Source organism: Brevundimonas sp. (assembly GCF_046295595.1).
GTDB lineage: Bacteria > Pseudomonadota > Alphaproteobacteria > Caulobacterales > Caulobacteraceae > Brevundimonas.
The window spans coordinates 1-22,981 of record NZ_JBKBMX010000022.1 but is presented as its reverse complement, the minus strand read 5'-3'; the positions used below and the strand labels follow the sequence as shown (position 1 = coordinate 22,981).

General features: G+C 69.8%; 21 protein-coding genes and 1 tRNA gene. 6 read left to right on the top strand and 16 right to left on the bottom strand.

Features of this window, described 5'->3' with window-relative positions:
* Positions 1-46: 46 nt before the first annotated feature.
* A complete protein-coding gene (locus tag ACK4JY_RS13005; protein WP_409606375.1) occupies positions 47-1,876 on the bottom strand; it encodes a cation:proton antiporter in 1,830 nt (609 codons plus the stop codon).
* Between the two features lie 154 nt (positions 1,877-2,030).
* On the opposite strand from ACK4JY_RS13005, the gene ACK4JY_RS13000 reads away from it, so the two are divergent.
* Positions 2,031-4,172 (top strand): M13 family metallopeptidase, encoded by a 2,142-nt coding sequence (locus ACK4JY_RS13000; RefSeq protein WP_409606373.1) that lies wholly within the window; start codon positions 2,031-2,033, stop codon positions 4,170-4,172.
* Between the two features lie 469 nt (positions 4,173-4,641).
* On the opposite strand, the gene hisS is transcribed toward ACK4JY_RS13000, so the two are convergent.
* The 5 genes from hisS to ACK4JY_RS12975 form a co-directional block, all read right to left on the bottom strand.
* Positions 4,642-6,150 carry a histidine--tRNA ligase gene (hisS, locus tag ACK4JY_RS12995; protein ID WP_409606371.1) on the bottom strand — a complete coding sequence of 503 codons (1,509 nt, stop codon included), beginning with the start codon at positions 6,148-6,150 and terminating at the stop codon, positions 4,642-4,644.
* Positions 6,151-6,209: 59 nt separating this feature from the next.
* Positions 6,210-7,451 (bottom strand): DUF418 domain-containing protein, encoded by a 1,242-nt coding sequence (locus tag ACK4JY_RS12990; RefSeq protein WP_409606369.1) that lies wholly within the window; start codon positions 7,449-7,451, stop codon positions 6,210-6,212.
* 128 nt (positions 7,452-7,579) lie between these two features.
* Positions 7,580-8,149 carry a phthalate transporter gene (locus tag ACK4JY_RS12985; RefSeq protein WP_409606367.1) on the bottom strand — a complete coding sequence of 190 codons (570 nt, stop codon included), beginning with the start codon at positions 8,147-8,149 and terminating at the stop codon, positions 7,580-7,582.
* Positions 8,146-9,024: a 3-hydroxybutyryl-CoA dehydrogenase gene (locus ACK4JY_RS12980; protein WP_409606365.1), complete on the bottom strand. Its 879-nt coding sequence runs from the start codon at positions 9,022-9,024 to the stop codon at positions 8,146-8,148. The genes ACK4JY_RS12985 and ACK4JY_RS12980 overlap by 4 nt, the downstream gene beginning before the upstream one ends.
* Before the next feature lie 135 nt (positions 9,025-9,159).
* Positions 9,160-9,489 (bottom strand): YggT family protein, encoded by a 330-nt coding sequence (locus ACK4JY_RS12975; protein WP_409606363.1) that lies wholly within the window; start codon positions 9,487-9,489, stop codon positions 9,160-9,162.
* 138 nt (positions 9,490-9,627) lie between these two features.
* Between ACK4JY_RS12975 and ACK4JY_RS12970 the strand changes: the two genes are divergently transcribed.
* Positions 9,628-9,703, top strand: a tRNA-Ala gene (locus ACK4JY_RS12970).
* A 168-nt stretch (positions 9,704-9,871) separates the two neighbouring features.
* Complete coding sequence (locus tag ACK4JY_RS12965) at positions 9,872-10,339, top strand: peptidase S1 (protein ID WP_409606361.1); 468 nt, start codon at positions 9,872-9,874, stop codon at positions 10,337-10,339.
* 59 nt (positions 10,340-10,398) lie between these two features.
* On the opposite strand, the gene ACK4JY_RS12960 is transcribed toward ACK4JY_RS12965, so the two are convergent.
* The 5 genes from ACK4JY_RS12960 to ACK4JY_RS12940 form a co-directional block, all read right to left on the bottom strand.
* Positions 10,399-10,686, bottom strand: a complete 288-nt coding sequence (locus ACK4JY_RS12960; RefSeq protein ID WP_409606359.1) for an HPr family phosphocarrier protein — start codon at positions 10,684-10,686, stop codon at positions 10,399-10,401.
* A complete protein-coding gene (locus ACK4JY_RS12955) occupies positions 10,683-11,087 on the bottom strand; it encodes a PTS sugar transporter subunit IIA (RefSeq protein WP_409606357.1) in 405 nt (134 codons plus the stop codon). The genes ACK4JY_RS12960 and ACK4JY_RS12955 overlap by 4 nt, the downstream gene beginning before the upstream one ends.
* An 89-nt stretch (positions 11,088-11,176) precedes the next feature.
* Entirely contained in the window at positions 11,177-11,620 is a 444-nt protein-coding gene (locus tag ACK4JY_RS12950; RefSeq protein ID WP_409606355.1) for an HPr kinase/phosphorylase, read from the bottom strand.
* Positions 11,617-13,260 carry a sensor histidine kinase gene (locus ACK4JY_RS12945; RefSeq protein ID WP_409606353.1) on the bottom strand — a complete coding sequence of 548 codons (1,644 nt, stop codon included), beginning with the start codon at positions 13,258-13,260 and terminating at the stop codon, positions 11,617-11,619. Before ACK4JY_RS12945 ends, ACK4JY_RS12950 begins: the two co-directional genes overlap by 4 nt.
* Positions 13,229-13,933 carry a response regulator transcription factor gene (locus ACK4JY_RS12940; RefSeq protein ID WP_409606351.1) on the bottom strand — a complete coding sequence of 235 codons (705 nt, stop codon included), beginning with the start codon at positions 13,931-13,933 and terminating at the stop codon, positions 13,229-13,231. Before ACK4JY_RS12940 ends, ACK4JY_RS12945 begins: the two co-directional genes overlap by 32 nt.
* Before the next feature lie 114 nt (positions 13,934-14,047).
* On the opposite strand from ACK4JY_RS12940, the gene ACK4JY_RS12935 reads away from it, so the two are divergent.
* Complete coding sequence (locus ACK4JY_RS12935) at positions 14,048-15,820, top strand: hypothetical protein (protein ID WP_409606349.1); 1,773 nt, start codon at positions 14,048-14,050, stop codon at positions 15,818-15,820.
* 61 nt (positions 15,821-15,881) lie between these two features.
* Here ACK4JY_RS12935 and ACK4JY_RS12930 read toward each other — a convergent pair whose 3' ends face one another.
* The 4 genes from ACK4JY_RS12930 to zapE all read right to left on the bottom strand — a co-directional run bounded on the left by ACK4JY_RS12930 (position 15,882) and on the right by zapE (position 19,378).
* Entirely contained in the window at positions 15,882-16,217 is a 336-nt protein-coding gene (locus ACK4JY_RS12930; RefSeq protein ID WP_409606347.1) for a zf-TFIIB domain-containing protein, read from the bottom strand.
* Positions 16,218-16,423: 206 nt separating this feature from the next.
* On the bottom strand, positions 16,424-17,611 hold the full coding sequence (locus ACK4JY_RS12925) for an NAD(P)/FAD-dependent oxidoreductase (protein WP_409606345.1): 1,188 nt from the start codon (positions 17,609-17,611) through the stop codon (positions 16,424-16,426).
* 43 nt (positions 17,612-17,654) lie between these two features.
* The gene (locus tag ACK4JY_RS12920; protein ID WP_409606343.1) at positions 17,655-18,185 is read right to left on the bottom strand and encodes a YbjN domain-containing protein; all 531 of its coding nucleotides are present in this window, start codon (positions 18,183-18,185) and stop codon (positions 17,655-17,657) included.
* A gap of 68 nt (positions 18,186-18,253) precedes the next feature.
* On the bottom strand, positions 18,254-19,378 hold the full coding sequence (gene zapE, locus ACK4JY_RS12915; RefSeq protein ID WP_409606341.1) for a cell division protein ZapE: 1,125 nt from the start codon (positions 19,376-19,378) through the stop codon (positions 18,254-18,256).
* A gap of 279 nt (positions 19,379-19,657) precedes the next feature.
* On the opposite strand from zapE, the gene ACK4JY_RS12910 reads away from it, so the two are divergent.
* Together ACK4JY_RS12910 and rarD are read left to right on the top strand one after the other, a co-directional pair.
* Positions 19,658-20,704 carry an aspartate-semialdehyde dehydrogenase gene (locus ACK4JY_RS12910; protein WP_409606339.1) on the top strand — a complete coding sequence of 349 codons (1,047 nt, stop codon included), beginning with the start codon at positions 19,658-19,660 and terminating at the stop codon, positions 20,702-20,704.
* A 38-nt stretch (positions 20,705-20,742) separates the two neighbouring features.
* Positions 20,743-21,672, top strand: coding sequence for an EamA family transporter RarD (gene rarD / locus ACK4JY_RS12905; protein ID WP_409606337.1), 930 nt, complete (start codon positions 20,743-20,745; stop codon positions 21,670-21,672).
* Here rarD and ACK4JY_RS12900 read toward each other — a convergent pair.
* On the bottom strand, positions 21,669-22,805 hold the full coding sequence (locus ACK4JY_RS12900) for a serine hydrolase domain-containing protein (RefSeq protein ID WP_409606335.1): 1,137 nt from the start codon (positions 22,803-22,805) through the stop codon (positions 21,669-21,671). The genes rarD and ACK4JY_RS12900 overlap by 4 nt on opposite strands.
* Positions 22,806-22,981: the final 176 nt, after the last annotated feature.

The following is a 22,981-nucleotide window of genomic DNA, read 5'->3' as shown; positions in this document are numbered from 1 at the left end:
ATGAGGCGATGACCGCCGGGGTTAACGCCGCGACATCTTGACCGTTTCAGGTCCGCGAGGCGGAGCGCAGGGCCCGCGCGCGACGGGGCCGGAGCTGGTTGTCCGGCATCGCATCCTGAAACAGCACGCGGTAGCGGTCGCGCCGCTCGTGGATCGAGGCCAGCACCAGCCCCATCGGCACGCCGAGATCCACGAGGGTGTTCTCGGCCAGCTGCAGCGCCGCCTCGGTCGTCTCGGGCACGGCGTCGGTGACGCCTAGCTGGTACAGCCGCACGGCGTGCCGTTCATCGCGGGCGCGGGCGATCAGGATCAGGTCGGGCCGCAGCATCCGCGCCGTCGTCACCACCTCGTCCACCTGGGCCGGGGCGTCCATGGTGACGATCACCGCCCGGGCGGTGTCGATGCCGCACAGCCTCATCATCTCGGGGCGGGCGGCGTCGCCATAGAAGACATTGGCCCGCTCGGTCCGGCCCTTGGCGACGGTGGCGGGATTGGAATCCACCGCCAGATACGGCTGGCCGTGCTCGGTCAGCATCTCGCCGACCAGCCGGCCGACCCGGCCGAAGCCGACGATCAGCACCTTGTCGTCGATGTCGGACGGTTCCAGCGCCTCTTCCGGCAGGTCGGGGACGCCGGGCCGGGCCTCGCGGGTCAGCCGTCCGGCGATCGCCGCCATGGCCGGGATGGTGAAGATGCTGATCGTCGCGGCGACCAGCACGGTGCCGGTGAAGGCCGGGGAGGCGATGCCCTCGACCAGGCCGGCGCCGAGGATGACGAAGGCGAACTCCCCGGCCGGGCCCAGCACCAGCGCGGTCTCGATCGCCGCCTTGGTCTTGACCCCCCACAGCCGCGCCGCGCCGAAGATCAGGCCGACCTTGATCGCCGTCAGGGCGAGGGCGAGGCCAAACACGCCGAGCGGATTGGCGACCACGACGTCGAGGTCGAGGCTGATGCCGACGCCGACGAAGAAGACGCCCAGCAGCAGGCCCTTGAACGGCTCGATCGACAGTTCGACCTCGCGCCGGAACTCGGTCTCGGCCAGCAGGATGCCGGCGATCAGGGCCCCGAGGCTCATCGACAGACCGGCCGCCTGGGCCGCCACCCCGGCGCCGACCACGACCAGCAGGCTGGCGGCGACGAACATCTCCTGCCCCTGGCCGCGGGCCTTGGCCCGGGCCACCGAGCGGAACATCGGCCGCAGCACCAGCCGGCCCAGCCCGACCAGCAGGGCCAGGCCGATCGCCGCCGGCACCAGGGTCAGCAGGGCGGTCCGCAGCGTCCCCGCGTCGATCTCGCCCCCGCCCTGGGCGAGGGCGGCCAGCACGGTGACGGTGATCAGGATCGGCGCCACGGCCAGATCCTGGGCCAGCAGGACGGCGAAGGTGGCGCGGCCCGAGGCGGTCTGCACCCGCCCCCGCTCGGCCAGCACCGGCATCACGACGGCGGTGGACGAGAGCGACAGGCCGAGGCCGAGCACCGCCGCCGAGACGAGGGTCTGGCCCAGCAGCATGAACAGCGCCGCCAGCACCACGGTGCACGCCGCCACCTGCGTCAGGCCGAGACCGAACACCAGTTTGCGCATCGACTTGAGCCGCTCCCACGACAGCTCGAGGCCGATCATGAACAGCAGGAAGGCGACGCCCAGCTCTGACAGGGAGCGGATCTGGGCGGCGTCGGAAATGGTCAGCCACGACAGCCAGGGCGCGCTGTCGGCGAGACGCGCCAGGCCATCGGGGCCCAACAGAACGCCCGCCGCGAGGAAGCCGAGGATGGGGCTGATCTTCAACCGGTTGAACAGCGGAACCATGACGCCCGCCGCGGCCAGAAAGACCACCAGATCCTTGTATTCGCCGCCCGCGCCGCCGTGACCCGTCATCCGCCCTCCATCGCCGGCAGCCTACAGGGACAAGCGCGGCCGTGTCCGTGTTTCCGGCTCATCATGACAAAAAATTCAGACGACAGGCCCTCCGCCGCGCGTAGGGTCGCCGATGAACTTCCGGAACCGGAAGACAATTCCAGGGAAACCCCAGATGAAGAAGCTGCTTATCGGCGCCGCGGTCGGCGCCCTGCTCCTGCCCGCCGCCCCCGCCCTGGCCCAGCATTTCGACGCCGACGGCCACGACCACGCCTGCGTCGACGAATCCTGCACCGTCTTCGAACTGTTCCAGACGCCCGCGCCGGGCGCGACCGTCCAGGGCTATCAGGGCGTCGAGACACCGAAATACGGAACCTGGGGTTTCGACCTGGCCGGCCGCGACACCTCGGTGTCGCCGGGCGACAGCTTCTTCCGCCACGCCAACGGCGCCGCCTTCGACCGTCTGGAGATCCCGTCCGACCGTACCAGCTACGGCTCGTTTAACCTCCTGCGCGAACTGTCGGACAACCGCGTCAAGGTGATGATCGACGGTCTGGCGGCCCGCACCGACCTGGCGCCCGGCTCCGATGAGCAGAAGATCGCCGACGCCTACCGCGCCTATATGGACGAGGCCCGGATCGAGGCGCTGGACGCCCAGCCGCTGCAGCCCTACCTCGACGCCATCCGCGCCGCCGACACCCACGACAAGGCCGCGGTCTACATGGGCTCGACCCAGGGCCGGATCGGCGGAACCATCTTCGGCACCGGCATCACCACCGACCAGAAGGCGCCGACGCGCTATGTCGTCTCGACCGGCCAGTCCGGCCTCGGCCTGCCCAACCGCGACTATTATCTGGAGGAGCGCTGGACCGAGAAGAAGGCCCTGTACCGCGCCTATGTCGAGCGCATGCTGGAGATGATCGGCTGGGACGACCCGGCCGCCAACGCCGACGCCATCCTCGCCTTCGAGACGCGCATCGCCGAGGCCCACTGGACCCCGGTCGAGAACCGCAACCGCGATGAGACCTACAACGAATACACCATCGCCCAGCTGGCCGCCGAGGCGCCCGGCTTCCCGTGGCAGGACTATTATTCGGCCGTCGGCGTCGGCGAGGTCCCGCGCCTGATCGTCCGTCAGGACACGGCCATGCCCAAGATCGCCGCCATCTACGCCGAGACGCCGATCGAGGTGATCCAGGCCTGGCAGGCCTTCCACACCACCGATGACGGGGCCTCGCGCCTGTCGCGCCGCTTCGCCGACGCCCAGTGGGAGTTCCGCTCGCGCGACCTGAACGGCCAGCCGATGCAGCGCGCCCGCGACAAGCGCGGCATCAGCTTCGCCGAGGGCATGCTGGGCGAGGCCGTCGGCCGCCAGTATGTGGCGGAATATTTCCCCGCCGACTCCAAGGCCAAGATGGAAGAACTGGTCGCCAACCTGCGCGTGGCGCTCGGCAATCGCATCAACACCTATGACTGGATGAGCGACGCGACCAAGGCCGCGGCCCAGGACAAGCTGGCGAAATTCACCGTCAAGATCGGCTATCCGGACAAATGGCGCGACTATTCGGCCCTGGAAATCCGCCCGGACGACCTGTTCGGCAATGGCGAGCGCGCCGGCCTGTTCCAGTGGAACTACCAGCTGGCCCGCCTCAACCAGCCGGTCGACAAGGACGAGTGGGGCATGACCCCGCAGACGGTGAACGCCTACTACAACTCGACCAATAACGAGATCGTCTTCCCGGCGGCGATCCTGCAGCCGCCCTTCTTCGATCCGGACGCCGACCCGGCCGTCAACTACGGCGGCATCGGCGGCGTCATCGGCCACGAGATCGGCCACGGCTTCGACGACCAGGGCTCCAAGTCCGACGGCGACGGCGTCCTGCGCAACTGGTGGACCGACGAGGACAAGGCGAACTTCACCGCCCTGACCACCCGTCTCGGCGACCAGTACGACCAGTTCGAGCCGATCCCCGGCTTCAAGGTCAACGGCGACCTGACGATGGGCGAGAACATCGGCGACGCCGCCGGCACGGCCGTGGGTCTCGAGGCCTACCACCTGTCGCTGAACGGCCAGCCGGCCCCGGTGCTGGACGGCGTCACGGGCGACCAGCGCTTCTTCTACGGCTGGGCCCAGGTGTGGCAGTCGAAATATCGCGACGACGCCCTGCGCAACCAGATCGCCACCGATCCGCACAGCCCGGCCGAGTTCCGGGTCATCGGCCCGGTGCGCAACATCGACGCCTGGTATGAGGCCTTCGACGTCCAGCCGGGCTCGAAATACTACCTCGCCCCGGAAGACCGCGTTCGCATCTGGTAGGCGACGGCCGCATCGAACAGCGAAGGGCCGGGGCGGCGACGCTCCGGCCTTTTTCGTTCCGGCCCTGCGCCCCTGCTTTCGTCATCCTCCGGCGAGGCGCACGAGACCGGGGGGCCCAGCGGCGCGCGTGAGCGCGAACCTGTCGAGCGCGCACCTGCTGACAAACCAGCCTGTCTGTACAGATCGCCTTCGGCGCCGCTGGGTCCCCCGGTCTGCGCGGCTGCGCCGCTTGCCGGACGACGAAAGCCGTGGGGTTTCAGGCACGAAAAAGCCCGCCGCGGGGGATACGTCGCGGCGGGCTTCTCTCGCTCTCTACGGAGCGGACGTTTCCTCCCCGAAACGCCTCCGAAAGATTGGCCGCGCTGAAGCGCGGCGGCTTTCGAGTGACGAAACTATGACGACAATCCGCCCGCCAAGTCAATGAAGTCGCAGCCGAAACTGGCGAATTTCATGTGTTATCAATGATAACTCACGCATCCGTGTCCGGGCGACCGACGATCCGCCGGACGGTGGCGACAAGGTCGGCGCGAGCCGTAACCACCTGACCGGGCCGCTCGGCCTTCCAGGCGTCGTTGTCGGTGATCCCCGCCGCGAGCGCCCGGCCGACGTCGAGATCCTTGATCGTCACCTGACCGGCCGCGATCTCGTCGCCGCCGAGGATGACCACCGCCGGGGCGCCGCGGCGGTCGGCGTATTTCATCTGCGCCTTCATGCCGGCCCGGCCGAGGTAGAGCTCGGCGGCGACTCCGGCGTTGCGCAGTTCGGACACGGCGTCGAGATAGTGCTGCATGTCGGCTTCGGAAAAGACGATGACCACGACCGGGCCGCGCACCGCGTCCTCGCCGCCGCGCCCGGCCGCGCGGAGGGCCGAGGCCAGCCGCGACACCCCGAACGAGAAGCCCGTGGCCGGCAGCCGCTCGCCGGTGAAACGCGCCACCAGATCGTCGTAGCGACCGCCGCCGCCGATCGAACCGAAGCGCACCGCCCGGCCCTTGTCGTCGGTGGTCTCCAGCAGCAGCTCGGCCTCGAACACCGCGCCGGTGTAATATTCCAGCCCGCGCACGATGGTCGGGTCGAAACGCACGGCCTCCTGGCCGACCTTCATCGCGGCCAGCGCCCGGTCGATGGCCGCCAGCTCCTCCAGCGCCTGCTCGCCCGCGGCGCCGAGACCCCCTGCGCGCGCCACCGCCTCCAGCGTTTCCGCGCGCGACAGGGCCGCGTCGCCGGCCGAGGCGAGGAAGGCCTCGATGGTGGCGGCTACGCCGAGCGGCAGATTGGCGCCCTTCGTATAGTCGCCCGACTCGTCGAGCCGCCCTTCGCCCAGCAGGGACGAGACGCCCGCCCAGCCCAGCCGGTCGAACTTGTCGATGGCCCGCAGGGCGGTCAGGCGCTGGGCCGGATCGGTCACCCCGCCGGCCTCGAACAGGCCGTCGAACAGCTTGCGGTTCGACACCCGGATCACCGCCTGGTCGGGGGCGAGACCCGCTGCCTGCAAACCCTCGCAGGCCATGGCGATGATCTCGGCGTCGGCCTCGGGCCGGTCCGAGCCGACGGTGTCGGCGTCGCACTGGACGAATTCGCGGAAGCGGCCGGGGCCGGGCTTCTCGTTGCGCCACACCGGGCCAAAGGCGTAGCGGCGGAACGGCTTGGGCAGGGTCTCCCAGTTCTGGGCCGCGAACCGGGCCAGCGGCGCCGTCAGGTCGTAGCGCAGGGCCATCCACTCGCCATTCCCCTCGGCGTCGGGATCGTCCTGCAGGGCGAACACGCCCTCGTTCGGGCGGTCGGCGTCGGGCAGGAATTTGCCCAGGGCGTCGGCGTATTCGAAGGCGCCCGTGTCCAGCGGCTCGAAGCCCCAGCGCTCGTAGACGGCCGAGACCCGGGTCACAAGCCGGCGCTCGGCGATCAGGTCGCGACCGCGGCGGTCGGCGAACCCCCGGGGGCTGCGGGCTTCGGGGCGGAGGGGGGCGGCGTCTGTCATGCCGCGCGATTAAGCCATCGCCCGCCGTCGGGCAACGATCCCCCTGCCCGCCAGACGCCTCAGATCGAGACCGCCTCCGTGCGCGACCCGCCGGCGACCTTGCGCAGCGGCACCATCCGTCCGTAGGTCAGGCAGCGCCACAGCCACTCCAGCGGTCCCATCTGGAACATCGACAGCCACAAGGGCGACCAGATCAGCTGGGCGACCCAGACGGCGCCCACCGCCGCCCACAGCTGTCCCGGACCCCAGGCGAGATCGCCGAACAGATGCGGGCCCCACGGCAGGTAGAAGAGGGTCGCCATGATCAGGGTCTGGGTCAGGTAGTTGGTGAAGGCCATCCGCCCGACCGGGGCGAGCCGCGCGGTCAGGAAGCGCAGACCGAACCGGCTCATCAGGATCAGCAGGCTGACATAGCCGAGGGTGATCACCCAGGCGAAGCTGCCGGCCACGCCGGCCAGACCGGCCGAGGGCGGCGTCACGCCGCGGGCGGCGCTGGAATCCATCCATTGGTACCAGCCGAGGGCCGCCAGATTGGCCGCGCCGAGGGCCAGAACCAGAAGATAGAGCCAGGTCGGCGACTTGCCGATGAGGAAGCCGGCCTTGAACAGGCCGAGACCCAGCAGCATCAGCGGCACGGTGACCGGGATCAGCGTCAGGCTGAAGGTCTGCAGGATCAGCCACGTTTTGGCGTTCTCGATCTGCGCCCCGGGCCAGCCGGTCTGATAGGTCTGGATCGTCGCAGCGAGGGTTTCCTGGCTGCCGAAAGGACTGGCGCCGCCGCTGGCCGCCGCGTCGCCCATCAGGCCGGCCGCCATCATGGCCGCGGCCGACAAAAGCGCGAGCAGCAGGCTGACCCCGCCGCCGACCCAGATCAGCCGCCTGGCCGGCCACGACCGCATCAGCATCACGATCAGGCCGCAGTAGGCATAGTGCAGCAGGATGTCCCCGAACCAGAAGGCCAGTCCGTGGATCAGGCCGAAGAGGCCCAGCCACAACAGCCGGCGCCGCAACAGCCCGCCGCGCGCCTCGTCGGACCGCTCGCCGCCGATCAGGAAGATCGACACGCCGAACAGCATCGAGAACAGCGAGCGGAACTTGTCCTGGAAGAAGACGTCGGTGACCCAGTGGCCGAGGATATTGGCCTGGTCGTGTGGATAGGGGGGAACCAGATTGGTCCCCGCCCCCAGGGCGAAAGGCCAGGCGAACATCATGGCGTTGACGGCGAGGATGCCGAGAATGGCCCAGCCGCGCAGCATGTCGAGCGTGAAGATGCGGTCCCTGGGCGCCACAGGCGCCAGCATGGGCGCCGACATCGGCGTTTGAGACGTATCGGCCAAGGCCATGGCGTTCCCCCCTTGGGATAAAGACAAGGGAGCTTTACATGGGCGGGGCGCGGCGGAAACTAAATTCGCCGTAACCCGGCTGGCGGTCAGTTCGTGGGACGTTCGGCCATCAGGCCCAGCCGGTCGCGGACTTCCGGCTGCGGCCGGAAGGCGATGAAGGCGACACACAGGCCAGCCCACAACGCGTAGCTGACGCCGACCAGCACCGCGACCGAAAGGCCGCCGACGCCATAGATCAGCAGCGAGGTCTCGCTGCCGCCCACAGCCTCGCCGAAATTGGCGGCGTGCAACCACTGCAGCACCGACTGGACGAGGGCGAACAGGGCGCCGAGGGCCGCCGCCAGCAGGCCGCCATAGAACATGAAGCGCCAGATCACGCCGAGACGGGTCACTGGCCGCCCGGTCCGCTGCCGTTCCCTGTCCAGCAGCCACAGGCCGGCGGGGGTCGCCAGCAGGCCGATGAACAGGACCAGCAGCCGCCAGTCGACTTCCAGTCCGGGCATCCAGTTGCTGGGCGGCCAGATCGGCAGGGTCAGGATCAGCGGCGGCCACAACCCGCCGGCGACCGCCGCCAGCACGATGCGGTAGGGCTCGCGCCGCCACGCCACCCGCTGCTGCCCGGGGAAGTCCTCGGGCCGTTCCAGCCGCCGGATCATCGGGTCGGCACCGGCGTGTCGCCGGAATAGTCGTAGAAGCCGCGCCCCGACTTGCGCCCCAGCCAGCCGGCCTCGACATATTTCACCAGCAGCGGACAGGGCCGGTATTTGCTGTCGGCGAGGCCCTCGTACAGCACGTTCATGATCGCCAGCACCACGTCCAGACCCATGAAGTCGGCCAGCTCCAGCGGCCCCATCGGGTGGTTGGCCCCCAGCTTCAACGCCGTGTCGATCGAGCTGACATTCCCGACGCCCTCGTACAGCGTATAGATCGCCTCATTGATCATGGGCACGAGGATGCGGTTGACGATGAAGGCGGGGAAGTCCTCGGCGTTGGTGGTGGTCTTGCCCAGGCTCTCGGCGAAGGCCACGGCCGCGTCATAGGTCTCGGCCGAGGTGGCGATGCCGCGGATGATCTCGACCAGCTTCATCACCGGGGCCGGCTTCATGAAATGCAGGCCGATGAACCGCTCGGGCCGGTCGGTGGCCGAGGCCAGACGGGTGATCGAGATCGACGAGGTGTTGGACGCCAGCAGGGTGGCGGGGCCCAGGTGCGGGACCAGCTCCGACAGGATGGACTTCTTGACCGCCTCGTCCTCGACAGCCGCCTCGATGACCAGATCGGCGCGGGCCGCCTCGGCCAGCGACGTCGCCGGGCGGATGCGGGCGAGGGCGGCGTCGGCGTCGGCCTGGGTCGCCAGTCCGCGCGCGACCTGCCGCGCCAGGCTGGCGGCGACCGCCGCCTGGGCCTCGGGCACGCGCTCCGGCGCGGCGTCATAGAGGCGCACGTCGTAGCCGCCCGCAGCCACGGCCTGGGCGATGCCGGCGCCCATCTGGCCCGCGCCGACGATGGCGACTGATCGGATCGTGGTCATGAATTCCGGTGCATTGGCGGCCGCGAGGCCCGATCGGAGCGGCACATTAGGCGGCCTGCGGGACGGCGCAAGACTGGATGTCGGCCCCGCGAACAAGGCGACGGCAGCGTGACTTTCGGGCGGCGCCCGGTCGCATCAGACGCCGGTGAACAGCTGAACCAGGGCGGCGTGAGAGGCCGGGAGCAGAAACAGCTGAATTCCGCGAATGACGAGGATGGCCACGATCGGCGAAAGATCCATGCCGCCGAGCGGCGGAATGATCCGGCGGAACGGCGCCAGCACGGGGCTGACCACGCTGTCGAGGAAGCTGGCGATCTGGTTCACGAACCGGTTGCGATGGTTGATGATGTCGAAGGCGAACAGCCAGCTCAGCACGGCGCTGATGATGATCGCCAGCAGCAGCAACTGCAGCACTGCATTGGTGATGAAGAATACGAAGTTCAGAATTCCGAAAACCAGATCCACGCGCATAGTCCTCCATCGACGGCGGCTCCGGTTCTAGAGGCTCCGCCGCCAAACGCCAATCGGTACGGCGGGGTGGATGGCGGTTGACACCACCGGGCCGCCGCTCGTATGTCGCGCCCTCGCCTGTACCCGGAAATCGGGGCCGTAGCTCAGTTGGTAGAGCGCGTCGTTCGCAATGACGAGGTCAGGGGTTCGACTCCCCTCGGCTCCACCATCCTGCTCAGCGCTGGCGCGCTTGGCAGGACAGGCTCCATCCCTTGGGTCCGGTCGCTGACCGGCCCTCCAGGACCTGAAAACGCGGTTCCACGAGCTTGACGCAGGCTCGCGATTGGCGTCGTGTCCGTCCGGGCTGATCCACAGGATTCATCGGGGACTCGACGACATGAAAAGACTTATCAGCGCGCTGGCGCTTGCCGCCACCCTCGCCACGCCGGGCATGGCCGTCGCCCAGAACGCAGGTCTGACAGCCAATTTCGGCGAGATCCGTCTCAGCGCCGGCTTCACGCCGGACCCCTACCGGGTCGACATCACCGCCGGCGGCTCGATCGACGCCTATACCGACACCGACCTGCCCGGCGCCTGCGTCGGCGACATCTCGAATGCGCCGGACTATGAGGTCACCTACAGCGCCGGCTCGCTGCCGCTGGTGTTCCGCACCCGGTCGTCGACCGACACGACCCTGATCATCAACGGTCCGGACGGCGCCTGGTACTGCGACGACGACAGCTGGGGCGACGGCGACGCGGAAGTCCGCTTCAACAAGCCCGCCAGCGGAACCTACGATGTCTGGATCGGCACGTTCAACGGCGGAACCGCCTCGGCCTCGCTGCTGATCACCGAAACCCCCTAGCCGGCCGCGTCAACCGGTGCAGGGACACCCCGCCGGTCCGCCGGCGGGGGTTTTTCGCGCTACTGATCCTCGTCGAAGCGCCGCGCGACCAGATCGGCCAGCGCCGCCACCGCCGCCTCGGCCTCAGGGCCGGTGGCGACGATGTCGATGCCGCAGCCGTTGCCGGCCCCCAGCATCAGCAGGCCCATGATCGACAGGGCGTTGACCGTGACGCCGTCGCGGGTGACGTGGATCTCGGCGTCGAAGCCGGTGGCCAGCTTGACGAATTTGGCGCTGGCCCGGGCGTGCAGCCCGCGGGTGTTGCAGATGTTGGCCGTCGCCGTGGCCCGCGGCGCCGCGTCGCTCATTTCTCGCCCTGCAGAACCCAGCTGGCCACCGAGATGTATTTGCGGCCGGCGTCCTGGGCGTGGGCGACGCAGGCCTGCAGCGGCTCGCGCCCGCGCACGCTGGCCAGTTTGATCAGCATCGGCAGGTTCAGCCCGGCGATGACCTCGGCATGGGTCTCCTCCATCACCGAGATGGCCAGGTTGGACGGCGTGCCGCCGAACATGTCGGTCAGCAGGATGACGCCGTCGCCGTCGTCGACCGCGCCGGCGGCGTCGACGATGTCGCGGCGGCGGCGCTCCATGTCGTCCTCGGGCCCGATGCAGATGGCGGCGACGCCCCGCTGGGGCCCGACGACATGCTCCATGGCCGACAGGAATTCGGAGGCCAGACCCCCGTGGGTGACAATCACCAGGCCGATCATGAAGGCTTCACCAAGACTCGCGCCCCCGCGTCCCGTCGGTCCGCTGGACCGGTCGCAAGCCGCGCGGAATAGCCCAAACCGGCGGCGGGTTAAAGTCGGGCGAGCGCCGCCGCGACCTTTTCGACCGCCGAGGCCTCGAATCCGGTCAGGCGCAGCAGCGGCAGGGCCACACCCTCGAGGGTGCGCACGGCCGTTTCCGGCAGCCGTTCGACCGGCTCCTCGACCAGTTCCACGACCAGCGACAGCCGCGTCGGGCCCCGGGCGCAGACGGGGATGATCCCCACCCCGCGGGCCTCCATCCGGTCGGAGATCGCCTCCGGGGCGACCGCATAAAGGATCCCGGCCGAGGGGGTCACATGGACGTAGTCGTCGGCCACCAGCCGCCAGCCGCGCCCCAGCAGGCGCAGGGCCAGGTCGCTCTTGCCCGCGCCGGACGGTCCGGTGATCAGCGCCGCGCGCCAGCCGACCCCCGCCCGCCAGTGCGCCGCCACGGTTCCGTGCAGCGGCTGCCGCCCGCTCACGTCGGCCGTCACGTCCGCCGTCCGGTCGCGGCGGCCGGCAGGGCGACCTCAAAACGCGCGCCGAGGGTCTCGCCGTCGGGGCCCGTGCGGTTCTCCGCCCAGACCCGTCCGCCGTGCGCCTCGACGATCTGTTTGACGATTGACAGGCCGAGCCCGGAATTGGTCCCGAACGCCGTGCCGCGCGGCCGCGAGGTGTAGAATCGCTCGAACACGGTCTCGAGATTCTCGGGCGGGACGCCCGGTCCCTCATCGTCGACTCGCACCCGCACGGGGCGGTCGGGATCGATCTGGTCTCGCGACAGGCTGACCCGCACCTCACCGCCGGGGGGGCTGAAGGAGCGGGCGTTGTCGATCAGATTGCGGAACACCTGGCCCAGCGGCCCGTCGCGGCCGCGGATGGGGGCATGCTCGGGGGTCGAGGCGGTGAAGGCGACCGGCACGCCGCCGCCCTGCAGGTTGGCCTGATAGACTCCGACGATTTCGCTCAGCAGCACGGTCAGGTCGATCGGCCGCGGCCGGTCGCGATTCAGCTCGGCGTCCAGCCGCGAGGCGTTGGAGATGTCGGTGATCAGCCGGTCCAGGCGGCGCACGTCCTGTTGCAGCAGGCCGGTCAGCTTCTCGCGCTGCGCCTCGGTCTTGACCAGCGGCAGGGTCTCCAGCGCCGAGCGGATCGAGGTCAGGGGGTTCTTGATCTCGTGCGAGACATCGGCGGCGAACCGTTCGATGGCGTCCATCCGGTCCGACAGGGTCTCGGTCATGGTCTCCAGCGATCGCGCCAGATCGCCGATCTCGTCCTTGCGGTGGTCGAGGTCGGGCAGGGAGATGGCCCGCGCCCGCTGCAGCCGCACCGCATCGGCCGCCGCCGACAGCCGCATCACCGGCCGCGCCACGAACAGATGCAGCAGCAGGGACGACAGCAGCGAGACGAACAGGGCCACCAGGGCGAACGGCATCAGCGCCAGCCGCTGCGCCGCCAGCGTCTCGTCGACGTCGCCGGCCTCCAGCGTCAGCACGCCCAGCACCTGTTCGACATGGCGCACCGGTATCGACACCGACACCACCCGGTCGCCGCTTTCGGAGGTCCGCACGGTCGCCGAGGACCGGCCTTCGAGGGCGATCTCGACCTCTTCGGCCACCGCCGCCCGCGCCCGTTCCAGGTCGCGGGCGTCGCGCGCCTGCGCCTCGGGCGCCGCCGCCGCCGGGGGCGTGCCGGCCGGGAGGGCGGGCGGCAGGGGCTCGCCCGGGATCGCCTCGGTCACCGTATAGCTGTCGGCGACGAGGATGCCGTCGACGTCGAACAGCCGCGCCCGCTGGCCTTCCGGGATGAAATTGTCCCGCAGCCAGCGGCTCGCCTCGATCGGGTCCAGATAGGGCGTCGGTTCGCCGCGCGTCACGCCGATCTGCGGCTCGCCCAGCACCTGTACCAGCAGTTCCGCCTGGGCGGTCAGGGTCTCCTGGCGCGCCTCGATCAGGCCCCGGGTCCATTCGTTCAGCAGCAGGGCGCCGACGAACAGGATCAGCAAGCTGAGCAGGTTGAGGGCGAGGATGAAACCGCCCAGCCGCGAGCCGCCGAACCGCTGCGGGCGGCGCGGCCGGTCGTCCTCGGCCGTTTCGGCCGGCTCAGCTTTCGCGGTAGCGGTATCCGACGCCATACAGGGTCTCGATGGCGTCGAACTCGGGGTCGACCACCCGGAACTTCTTTCGCATCCGCTTGACGTGACTGTCGATGGTGCGGTCATCGACATAGACCTGATCGTCGTAGGCGGCGTCCATCAGGTTGTCGCGGCTCTTCACGAATCCGGGCCGCTGGGCCAGGGCCTGCAGCAGCAGGAACTCCGTCACCGTCAGCTTGACCGGCCGGCCGTCCCAGGTGCTCTCGTGCCGCGCCGGGTCCATCGACAGCTTGCCGCGCTTGATCGCCTTGGCCGAACCCTCCGCCGAGGGCTCGGGCTCACCGCCGTCGGCGCCGGTGCGCCGCAGCAGCGCCTTGACCCGCTCGATCAGCAGCCGCTGGCTGAACGGTTTGTGGATGTAGTCGTCGGCGCCGAGGTTGAAGCCGAGGATCTCGTCGATCTCCTCGTCCTTCGAGGTCAGCATGATGACCGGGATCTGGCTGGTCTGACGCAGGCGGCGCAGCACCTCCATCCCGTCCATGCGCGGCATCTTCACATCGAGGATGGCGAGGTCCGGCGGGCTGGATTCCAGCGCCTCAAGCCCGGACGCGCCGTCGTGCCAGGCCGTGACCTTGTGGCCATGGCTTTCCAGCGCCAGCGAGACGGAGGCCACGATATTCTCGTCGTCGTCGACCAGGGTGATGTTCGCCAAGGCGCTCTCCTTGCAGGCTTCCCGTCCGCACTCAACGCGCGGCAAGCGTAACCGTTCTAGATCCACTGGGTGATGATTGCGGCGCTAAAATGGGCCGCCGCGCCTGAATGCGCAATGAAACCCGACCTTAAAGCCTTTGGCGCCATGAAGGAGGCCCAGCACTGCGAGCGTTTCATGGCCGGTCCCGTCCACTACGAAGTCTATGTCCGCAAGACCGCCCCGGCCCCCTGGAGTCTGCAGGTGGCGACGGAGGATCGCGCCAGGGCGATCCGGACGGCCGAGGAGTTTCTCGCCGACAACCGCGCCGCCGCCGTCCGGGTCACCAAGGAGACCCTCGACCCCGACACCATGCATTTCAACAGCGTCACCGTGCTGACGCGGGGCGCTCCCGAGGTGAAACGACCGCGGGTGGTCGCCGAGGACGCGGCGCCCCGCTGCGGCTCGCCCCAGGATCTTTACGCCCCGACGTCGCGCGAGATGGTCGGCCGGGTGCTCGAGGAGTGGCTGAGCCGCCAGGGCGTGACAGCCTTCGAACTGCTGCACCGGCCCGACCTGGCCGAGAAGCTCGAGGCTTCCGGCGTCGAACTCCAGCACGCCATCCAGAAGGTCGCCGTGCCGGAAAGCCAGATCGCCGGTCAGCCGGTGCACGATCTGGTCCGCCACTACCAGAAGCTCGCCGAGCGGACGATCGAGCGCCTGCTGCTGGCCGGCCGCCGCGACCAGTTCCCGGGTCTTGAGAACCACTCTCTCGCCGACCTCGCCCATCGCCTCGCCGGCCAGCCGGATCGCGCCTTCATCATGGGCGGCGTCGTCTCCCGCGCCCTCGCCGGCGTCCGCGGCGGCCGGGCCCGGCTCGACCGGCTGATGGACTTGGCCGATCGTGCGCCGATGGACGGCCCGCCGCACGCCATGGTCCTGGTCGCGCTCGAACAGGTGATGTGCGAGATGTTCGCGGCCCGCACCAATCTCGCCGATGTGCTAGGCCCGGCCCTCGACCAGGGCGCATCCCTCGCCGCCGTCGTGCGGATGGTCGCCCCGCGCGAGGTCGCCGCCCTGATCCGCCAGGATGCCCGCCTCGCCCTTCATGTGCCCGTGGTCGAGGGGCCTGCCGCCCGGCTTGGCGAGCGGGTCGCGGCTGGTCAGTTTCCGCTGCTGTCGGCCGCCCTCGCGCGGATGGTGGTGCGCGAACTGATGAGCCCCCGCCGCCTGCGCCCCAACGACGCCGCCGGCGAGATCGACATCCTGCGCACACTCGCCATGACGCTGACGGCCACGGCCGGCCGGCTGCTGACCCTCGAGGAGGTCCAGACGGCCTTCAACGAACGCTCGAAGGCCCTGGTCACCGCCGATTTCGTCGCCGCCTATGTGAAGTCCTGCACCACCGTCCTGTGCGAGGCCGAGGCCCTGACCCGCCTGTGCGAGAACGTCACCGGCATGGCCAACAAGCGCGCCTCCGCCCGCTGGCTGTCGGCCTGTGTCGGTTCGCTGCGTTTCGAGACCGAGATGCGGACCGCTTCTGACCAGACCCCGGCACAGAAGCTGGGCGTGCTCGCCGCCCTCGGCCGGGCCGTGCGCGGCTGCGGCCTGACCGATCGTGACGAGGCCGAGATCGTCACCTTGATCGGCGCGGTCGGGGGAACCGTCGAGGCGGAGGCCCGCATCACCACCCTGCTGGCGCGCTCGCCCGCGCCGCTGCCGCAGAAACTGGCGGTGTTGCTGCGCATGGCCTCGGGCGATACGGCCCCGGCGGGTCCGGCCGCCGATCGCGCCAGGGCCGAGGCGGTCCGTCTGTTCCGCGCCCCCGGCAACCGCGCTGCCCTCGCCGCCGAGCCCGAAAAGCTGGCTCCGCTCAAGGGTTTGATGAAGGCGGCAGGTCTGGCGGCCTGATTGCGTCGAATCGCACCCGTCAGGTCCTGAAGGGCCGACGACCGCGACCCTTCAGGAAGCGTCAGTCGAAGATGTCGAAGATGCTGTCGCGCTTCTTCTTGCGATATTTGTAGTCGTCGTCGCGGTCGTCCCGGTAGCGCGGCGGCTCGCGATAGCCCTGTTGCGGCTGCTGTCCCCACGGTTGCGGCGCAGCCTGCGGCGGATAGGGTTGGGGCGCGGCCTGCGGCGGCGGCGCGGCCGAAGCGCGACCCTCCTCGGTCGCCACCGCCATCAGCTTCTCCAGTTCGCCGCGATCGAGCCAGACGCCGCGGCAGTTCGGGCACATGTCGAACTGGACGCCGCCGCGCTCCAGCGTCTGCATCGCGGCGTTGTCATTGGGGCACATCAGCAGGGGCATCGAGCGTTCTCCACGCGGATTGAGAGGGGTCGGGCGCCCCGGCGCCGAGCTCGGGCCAGGGTCGAACGCCGAAGCGCCCGATGCGGTCCGACATCGCGCGCCGCCGACGGCGAAGGGGATCCGTCGGAAGCCGCGCCAGAGGGGCCCGTCCCGCGGTGGCAGGATGGGGCAGACTAAGGATGCTGGCAACAGGCGGAACGTCGCGGTCAGCAGGCCTGTCCCGCCGCCCAGCCCGAGGACCAGGCCCACTGGAAATTATAGCCGCCCAGCCAGCCCGTGACATCGACCGCCTCGCCGACTACATACAGTCCGGGTACGGAGCGTGCCCCCAGTGTCTGCTGATCCAGTTCGTTGGTCGCCACCCCGCCCAGGGTCACCTCGGCGGTGCGATAGCCTTCCGATCCCACCGGCTTGACGCTCCAGCTGTTGACCGCCCCGTCGAGCCGCCGCAGCGCCTTGTCCGACAGGTCGGCGAGGTTTCCCACGACCTGTTCCTGTGCCACCAGCGTTTCGGCCAGCCGCTTCGGCACGATCTGGCCCAGCGCCGTTTGCGCGGCCTGGCGTCCATTCTCCGCCTTCATCGCCTTCAGTCGGGCGAAGACCTCGACGCCGGGGGCCATGGCCACCGAGATCGCCTCGCCCTCGCGCCAGTACGAGCTGATCTGCAGGATGGACGGGCCGCTCAGGCCGCGGTGGGTGAACAGGAGGCCCTCGGCGAACCGGGTCTTGCCGCGGCTGACCACCGCCTCGACCGACACCCCGGCCAGCGACTTCAGCCGTTCCAGCAGGCCGGCCTCGAAGGTCAGCGGAACCAGCGCCGGTCGCGTCTCCGTGACCCGCAGGCCGAACGCCCGCGCCGTGTCGAAGGCCCAGCCTGTCGCCCCCATCTTGGGGATCGACTTGCCGCCCGTCGCCAGCACCAGCGACTGCGCCCGCACCACCGACCCGTCCGACAAGGCCGCCTCGAAGCCGTCGCCGGCGCGCTCGATCCGCTCCACCGAAACGCCCAGAGACAGGCGCGTTCCCGCCTCGCGCATGTCGTCCGTCAGCATACGGATGATCTGATTCGCCGAGTCGTCGCAGAATAGCTGTCCCAAGGTCTTCTCGTGCCAGGCGATGCCGGCCCGATCCACCCGCTTGATGAAGTCGTGCTGGCTGAACCGGCGCAGGGCCGAGGTGGCGAAGCGCGGGTTCTCGCCGAGGAAATTGCCCGGCCCGGTCCCCAGATTGGTGAAGTTGCAGCGTCCGCCGCCCGAGATGCGGATCTTCTCCCCCGGCGCCGACGCATGATCCACCACCCGCACCGAGCGGCCCCGCCGCCCGGCCTCGATGGCGCACATCATCCCGGCGGCACCCGCCCCGACGATCAGGACATCGACAGTGTCAGCCTTCATCCGCCCGCGTTAGCAGGCCGGCGGCGGGGCGGCGAGGGCCCGGCTACTCAGAGGCCTGGAAATAGCCCACGGTGGTTCCGAAGGCGCCGACGAGATCCAGCCACAGGGCGGTGGGGTCGGCCAGCTGTTCGACGTCGGCGCTATGGATCAGGACATCGTACTGGACCACGGCCGTCGGATCGCCGCCCGCTTCGCCCGGGGCGAAGAAGGCCTTGAGGAAGCGGCGCTCGCGGTTCCAGTCATTGACCATAGCCTGGGTGACGCCCGGATTGGAAAAGCTGGCGGCGTACTGGATATCGCCGCAGACATCGGCCTGGCAGCTGTAGAAGAAGATCACCCACGACAGCGGTCCGTCGGTGACGTTCAGCCAGGTCTCGCCCTCCTCGCGATTGACGGCGCTAACCGTTCCGCCCTTGGAGGTCAGCCACGCCCGCACGGCCTCGACGGAGACGCCCGGATCGGCGGCGGTCTGGGCCGGGGCGGTCTGGCCGGTGGCCAGGCCGGGGGTCTGGGCGCTGGCGGGCGCGGCGAAGGCCAGGGCGGCGGCGGCGGCGAGGGTCGCGAAACGGATCATCGAGGGGTCTCCTGCGGGCCTTCACCTATCGACGGATGGAGGGCGAAAGCAAGGCCGCCCCGGCGGCCTCAGTCCCGCTCGCGCGCCAGCCACTCGGCCCCGGCCATCTCATTGAGGCGCGACACGGTCCGCTCGAACTCGAAGGCCCCGACGCCCTTGCGATACAGCGCCTCGGGCGGCGCCTCGGCCAGGGCGACCAGCCGCGTCCCGGCTTCATAGAGGGCGTCGATCAGCGTCACGAAGCGGCGCGCCTCCTGTTGTTTCGCCGGACCCAGCACCGGGATGTCCTCGACGAACAGGGTCTGGAACCGCTCGGCGATGGCCAGATAGTCCTGCGGGCCCAGCGCCGCCCCGCACAGCTGGGCGAAGGTCGCCCGCGCCAGACCGCCGTCGGTGCGCTCGATCACCACCTCGCGGCCCAGGACCTTCAGATGCGCCGGACACTCCTCCTGTTCGCCCTTCAGATCGGCCCACAGCGCCTCGAACCCGGCCCGCGCCGCCGCGTCCGGCGGGGCGAACCAGACCCGGTCGCCCATCAGCCGGTCCAGCCGCCAGTCGCGCGCCCCGGCCACCGACACCACCTCGCAGCGCGCCTCGATCAGATCGACGAACGGCAGGAAGAGCTCGCGATTGATCCCGTTCAGATACAGCTGGTCCGGGGCCCGGTTCGAGGTCACCGCCAGCACCACCTTCTGCTCGAACAGGGCCTCGAACAGCCGGCCGAGGATCAGGGCGTCGGCGATGTCGGTGACCTGCAATTCGTCGAAGCACAGCAGCCGCGCCTCCGAGGCGATCAGGGCCGCCACCGGGATGATCGGATCGTCGCCCTTCGACTGGCCGAAGACCGCCTCGCGCGCTTCGGCGTCACCCTCGCGCCACTGGCGCATCAGGCCGTGGACCCGGGCCATGAAGGCGTGGAAATGGGCGCGTTTCTTCCGCGGCTCGGGCACGCAGGCGTAGAACAGGTCCATCAGGATGGACTTGCCCCGCCCCGGCGGGCCCCACAGATAGACGCCGCGCACCTCGGGCCGTCCGCCCAGCAGCCCGCCGAACAGCCCGCCCAGCGGCCCCTTGCGTCCGAGCTCGATCTCCAGCCGGGACAGGGCCTCGACCACCGGAACCTGTGACGGATCGGGCGTCAGCCGGCCGTCGGCCAGCCGCTTCTGATAGGCGCGAGAGATCTTCGAAGGCATGCCGAGGCCATAGCCGCCCCGTCGGCGGCTGGATAGTTGGCGGCGGCAAATGAAAGCCGTCCGCCGCGGGCTGTGACCCCCGCCATAAGCCGCGCGAATGGCTGATCCCGTCGTTCTCGGGCTCCGCGGCGTCCGCCAACGCTGAAAAGCGATTGCTTCGCGCCCGCGAAAGCCCACATAGAGCGTCACGGCCCGGATAGGCCGGGCCTCCAATCAATTCCGCGCTCAAGCAGCGAGACGCCGCGTGTCGAGCGGTAGCGCGTCCGAAGGACATAAAAGATGGGCTATCGCGTCGCCATCGTGGGCGCCACCGGCAATGTCGGCCGGGAAATGCTGAACATCCTCGAGGAACTGGAATTCCCCGTCGACGAGATGCACGCCGTCGCCTCGCGCAAGTCGAAGGGCATGGACGTCGCTTGGGGCGACCGCACGATCAAATGCCAGGACATCGACGGCTTCGACTTCTCCAGCGTCGACATCGTGCTGATGAGCGCCGGCGGCGAGGTCTCGCGCGCCTGGTCCGAGAAGATCGGCAAGGCCGGCCCGATCGTCATCGACAACTCCTCGGCCTTCCGCAAGGACCCGGACGTGCCGCTGATCGTGCCCGAGGTGAACCCGGACGCGATCAAGCTGGCGCGCAAAAAGAACATCATCGCCAACCCCAACTGCTCGACCGCCCAGCTGGTGGTGGCGCTCAAGCCGCTGCACGACGCGGCGAAGATCAAACGCGCCGTGGTCTCGACCTATCAATCGGTCTCGGGCGCCGGCAAGGCGGGGATGGACGAGCTGTGGAACCAGACCAAGGCCATCTACGGCCTCGGCGACGCCACGCCGAAACTGTTCCCCAAACAGATCGCCTTCAACGTCATCCCGATGATCGGGTCGTTCCGCGACGACGGCTATACCGACGAGGAAGCCAAGATGTGGGACGAGACCCACAAGATCCTCGATCCGGACATCCAGCTGACCGTCACCTGCGTGCGCGTGCCGGTGTTCGTCGGCCATTCGGAATCGGTGAACCTCGAGTTCGATCGCCCGATCAGCCCCGACGAGGCCCGCGCCATCCTGCGCGAGGCCCCCGGCGTCATGGTCATCGATAAGCAGGAACACGACGGCTACATCACCCCCGTCGACGCCGCCGGCGAGCACGCCGTCTATGTCAGCCGCATCCGCAAGGATCCGACCGTCGAGAACGGCCTGTCGCTCTGGGTCGTCTCCGACAACCTGCGCAAGGGCGCCGCCCTGAACGCGGTCCAGATCGCCCAGCTGCTGGACGAGACGGGCACGATCAAGCCGTCGTCGGGCTATCGCACCATCACCGTCTGATCCGTCCGCTCGCCGCTCCCCCGGCGAAGGAGTTCCCCATGACCGCCGTCACCGGTCCCGATCAGGGCCGCGCCGCCCTGGTGTCCGCCTTCGGCTGCTACGTCCTGTGGGGCGTCATGCCGCTGCTGTTCATGGCCCAGGCGGCGGCCGGGTTCGATTCGTTCGAAATCCTCGCCCACCGCGCCCTGTGGGCCGTGGCGGTGGCCGGGCTGCTGGTGTTTCTGGCCGGACAGGGCGGTCAGGTGCGCGCCGTCCTGGCGACGCCGAAGACCCTCGCCTGGCTGACGCTTTCGACGATGCTGATCGCCATCAACTGGGGCGTCTATGTCTGGGCCACGACCCATGGCGCGACGCTGGAGGCCAGCCTCGGCTACTATATCAACCCGCTGCTCAACATGGTCGTCGGCCTGTGGCTGTTCCGCGAGAAGATCGACCGCTGGGGCTGGGTCGCCATCGGCCTGGCCGCCGTCGGCGTGCTGTTCCAGGCCCTCGCCCTCGGCCGGCCGCCGTGGATCTCGATCATCCTCGCCATCAGCTTCGCCTCCTATGGCGTGATCCGCAAACGCGTGCCGATCGACGCCCAGGCCGGGCTGCTGGTCGAGTGCCTGCTGCTGGTGCCGTTCGGCCTCGCCTGGGTGCTGTGGCTGCAGAACACCGGCGGCGGCGTCGCCTTCGACAGCCCGACCAACACCCTGTGGGCCCTCGCCAACGGTCCGGCGACGGTGCTGCCGCTGGCCCTGTTCGCCTGGTCGGCGCGGCGCCTGCCGCTGTCGACCATCGGCTTCATCCAGTTCCTCGCCCCGACGTTGCAGTTCGTGGTCGGCGTCTGGGCCGGCGAGGATCTGACGCCCCTTCGGGTGATCAGCTTCGCCTTCATCTGGGGCGGGGCCGGGGTTTTCGCCGCCGCCGCCTGGCTCCGCGTCCGCGCCGCCCGCCGCGCCCTCAAGGACGCCGCGACCCCGGTCTAGAGCGCCGCGTACAGGGCGTCGTGCAGCCGCACCGCCCGCGGGTCGCCGATCAGATGGGGCGACTGGCGCGTCATCACATAGGCGGCCGACAGGTTCGCGTCCGGGTCGACGAAGGCGCAGCTGCCGCCCCAGCCGCAATGGCCCGCCGCCGTCGGATTGGGGCCGAAGATGTGCAGCCCCTCATTGCGCATCAGCCCCGCCGCCCAGCTGATGTCGAACGGCAGCACCCGGTCCGGCCCGTGAATCCGCTCGCGCCGCATCTCCACCAGCACCTCCGGCGACAGCAGGGTCCGCCCGTCCAGCACCCCGCCATTGGCGACCACATTGACCAGCCGGGCGATGTCCTTCGCCGTGCCGTGCAGATTGGCCGAGGGGATCTCCATCTTGCGCCACTCGGCCGAGCCGCGCCCTCCGGGGGCCGAGCCCTTGTCGAGGAAGGCGGCCTGCTTGACCGCGTCGACGGGCCCCAGATCCGGCGCGGAGGTCGGCTTGCGCAGCTGCGCCACCCGGTCGTGCTCGGCCTCGGGCAAGCCGATCCAAAGGTCCAGGCCGGGGAATTCCTCGCGCAGCGCCGTCCCCATGGTCCGCCCGTCGACCCGCCGGAATAGTTCGCCGGCCAGATAGCCGATGGTGATCGGGTGATAGCCGCTGGCGCTCCCCGGCCGCCACATCGGGGCCTGGGCGCACAGCCGCTCCAGCACCGCCTCGCGGTCGAACCACAGGCCCGGCTCGATCGCCTCGTCGAAGCCGGGCAGGCCGGCCTGATGGCTCATCAACTGGCCGACGGTGATGGCCGCCTTGCCGGCCTGGCCGAACGCCGGCCAATAGCCCGCCGCCGGCTTGTCGTACTCCAGCAGGCCGCGCTCGACGCACAGGGCGATCAGGGTCGCCATCACCGCCTTGCCGGTGGAATAGACCGGCACGAGGGTGTCGGCCTCAAACGGCCGGGTCCGCGCCGTGTCGGCCCAGCCGGCGCGCAGGTCGATCACCGTCTCGCCCTCGATGCAGACGCTGAAGGCGGCGGCCAGTTCGTCCAGCCCCTCGGGCGCATCGGTGAAGTTGGCGGCGAAGGCGTCCTTCACGGCGGCGAAGCGGGGCGGGCAGGGGCCGTGGATCTCGGGGAGGTCGGTCATGGAGACGTCCTAGACAAGCGTGGGCCGGGCGTCACCCGTCGATCTCAGCGCGGGTCGGCCTCGCCGCCAGCGATCCCGGCCCCCACGCCCATGCCGAGGCCGCCGCCCGCGCCGCCGCCCATGCCGCCGCCACCTCCACCGCCGCCGCCACCACCGCCGGCCCGACCCGCGCCGCC

Bases quoted from the DNA above. Each gene is read 5' to 3' on its own strand.
- ACK4JY_RS13005 (WP_409606375.1), bottom strand. From the start codon at position 1,876: ATGACGGGTCACGGCGGCGCGGGCGGCGAATACAAGGATCTGGTGGTC.
- ACK4JY_RS13000 (WP_409606373.1), top strand. From the start codon at position 2,031: ATGAAGAAGCTGCTTATCGGCGCCGCGGTCGGCGCCCTGCTCCTGCCC.
- hisS (WP_409606371.1), bottom strand. From the start codon at position 6,150: ATGACAGACGCCGCCCCCCTCCGCCCCGAAGCCCGCAGCCCCCGGGGG.
- ACK4JY_RS12990 (WP_409606369.1), bottom strand. From the start codon at position 7,451: ATGCTGGCGCCTGTGGCGCCCAGGGACCGCATCTTCACGCTCGACATG.
- ACK4JY_RS12985 (WP_409606367.1), bottom strand. From the start codon at position 8,149: ATGATCCGGCGGCTGGAACGGCCCGAGGACTTCCCCGGGCAGCAGCGG.
- ACK4JY_RS12980 (WP_409606365.1), bottom strand. From the start codon at position 9,024: ATGACCACGATCCGATCAGTCGCCATCGTCGGCGCGGGCCAGATGGGC.
- ACK4JY_RS12965 (WP_409606361.1), top strand. From the start codon at position 9,872: ATGAAAAGACTTATCAGCGCGCTGGCGCTTGCCGCCACCCTCGCCACG.
- ACK4JY_RS12960 (WP_409606359.1), bottom strand. From the start codon at position 10,686: ATGAGCGACGCGGCGCCGCGGGCCACGGCGACGGCCAACATCTGCAAC.
- ACK4JY_RS12955 (WP_409606357.1), bottom strand. From the start codon at position 11,087: ATGATCGGCCTGGTGATTGTCACCCACGGGGGTCTGGCCTCCGAATTC.
- ACK4JY_RS12945 (WP_409606353.1), bottom strand. From the start codon at position 13,260: ATGGCGTCGGATACCGCTACCGCGAAAGCTGAGCCGGCCGAAACGGCC.
- ACK4JY_RS12935 (WP_409606349.1), top strand. From the start codon at position 14,048: ATGAAACCCGACCTTAAAGCCTTTGGCGCCATGAAGGAGGCCCAGCAC.
- ACK4JY_RS12930 (WP_409606347.1), bottom strand. From the start codon at position 16,217: ATGCCCCTGCTGATGTGCCCCAATGACAACGCCGCGATGCAGACGCTG.
- ACK4JY_RS12925 (WP_409606345.1), bottom strand. From the start codon at position 17,611: ATGAAGGCTGACACTGTCGATGTCCTGATCGTCGGGGCGGGTGCCGCC.
- ACK4JY_RS12920 (WP_409606343.1), bottom strand. From the start codon at position 18,185: ATGATCCGTTTCGCGACCCTCGCCGCCGCCGCCGCCCTGGCCTTCGCC.
- zapE (WP_409606341.1), bottom strand. From the start codon at position 19,378: ATGCCTTCGAAGATCTCTCGCGCCTATCAGAAGCGGCTGGCCGACGGC.
- ACK4JY_RS12910 (WP_409606339.1), top strand. From the start codon at position 19,658: ATGGGCTATCGCGTCGCCATCGTGGGCGCCACCGGCAATGTCGGCCGG.
- rarD (WP_409606337.1), top strand. From the start codon at position 20,743: ATGACCGCCGTCACCGGTCCCGATCAGGGCCGCGCCGCCCTGGTGTCC.
- ACK4JY_RS12900 (WP_409606335.1), bottom strand. From the start codon at position 22,805: ATGACCGACCTCCCCGAGATCCACGGCCCCTGCCCGCCCCGCTTCGCC.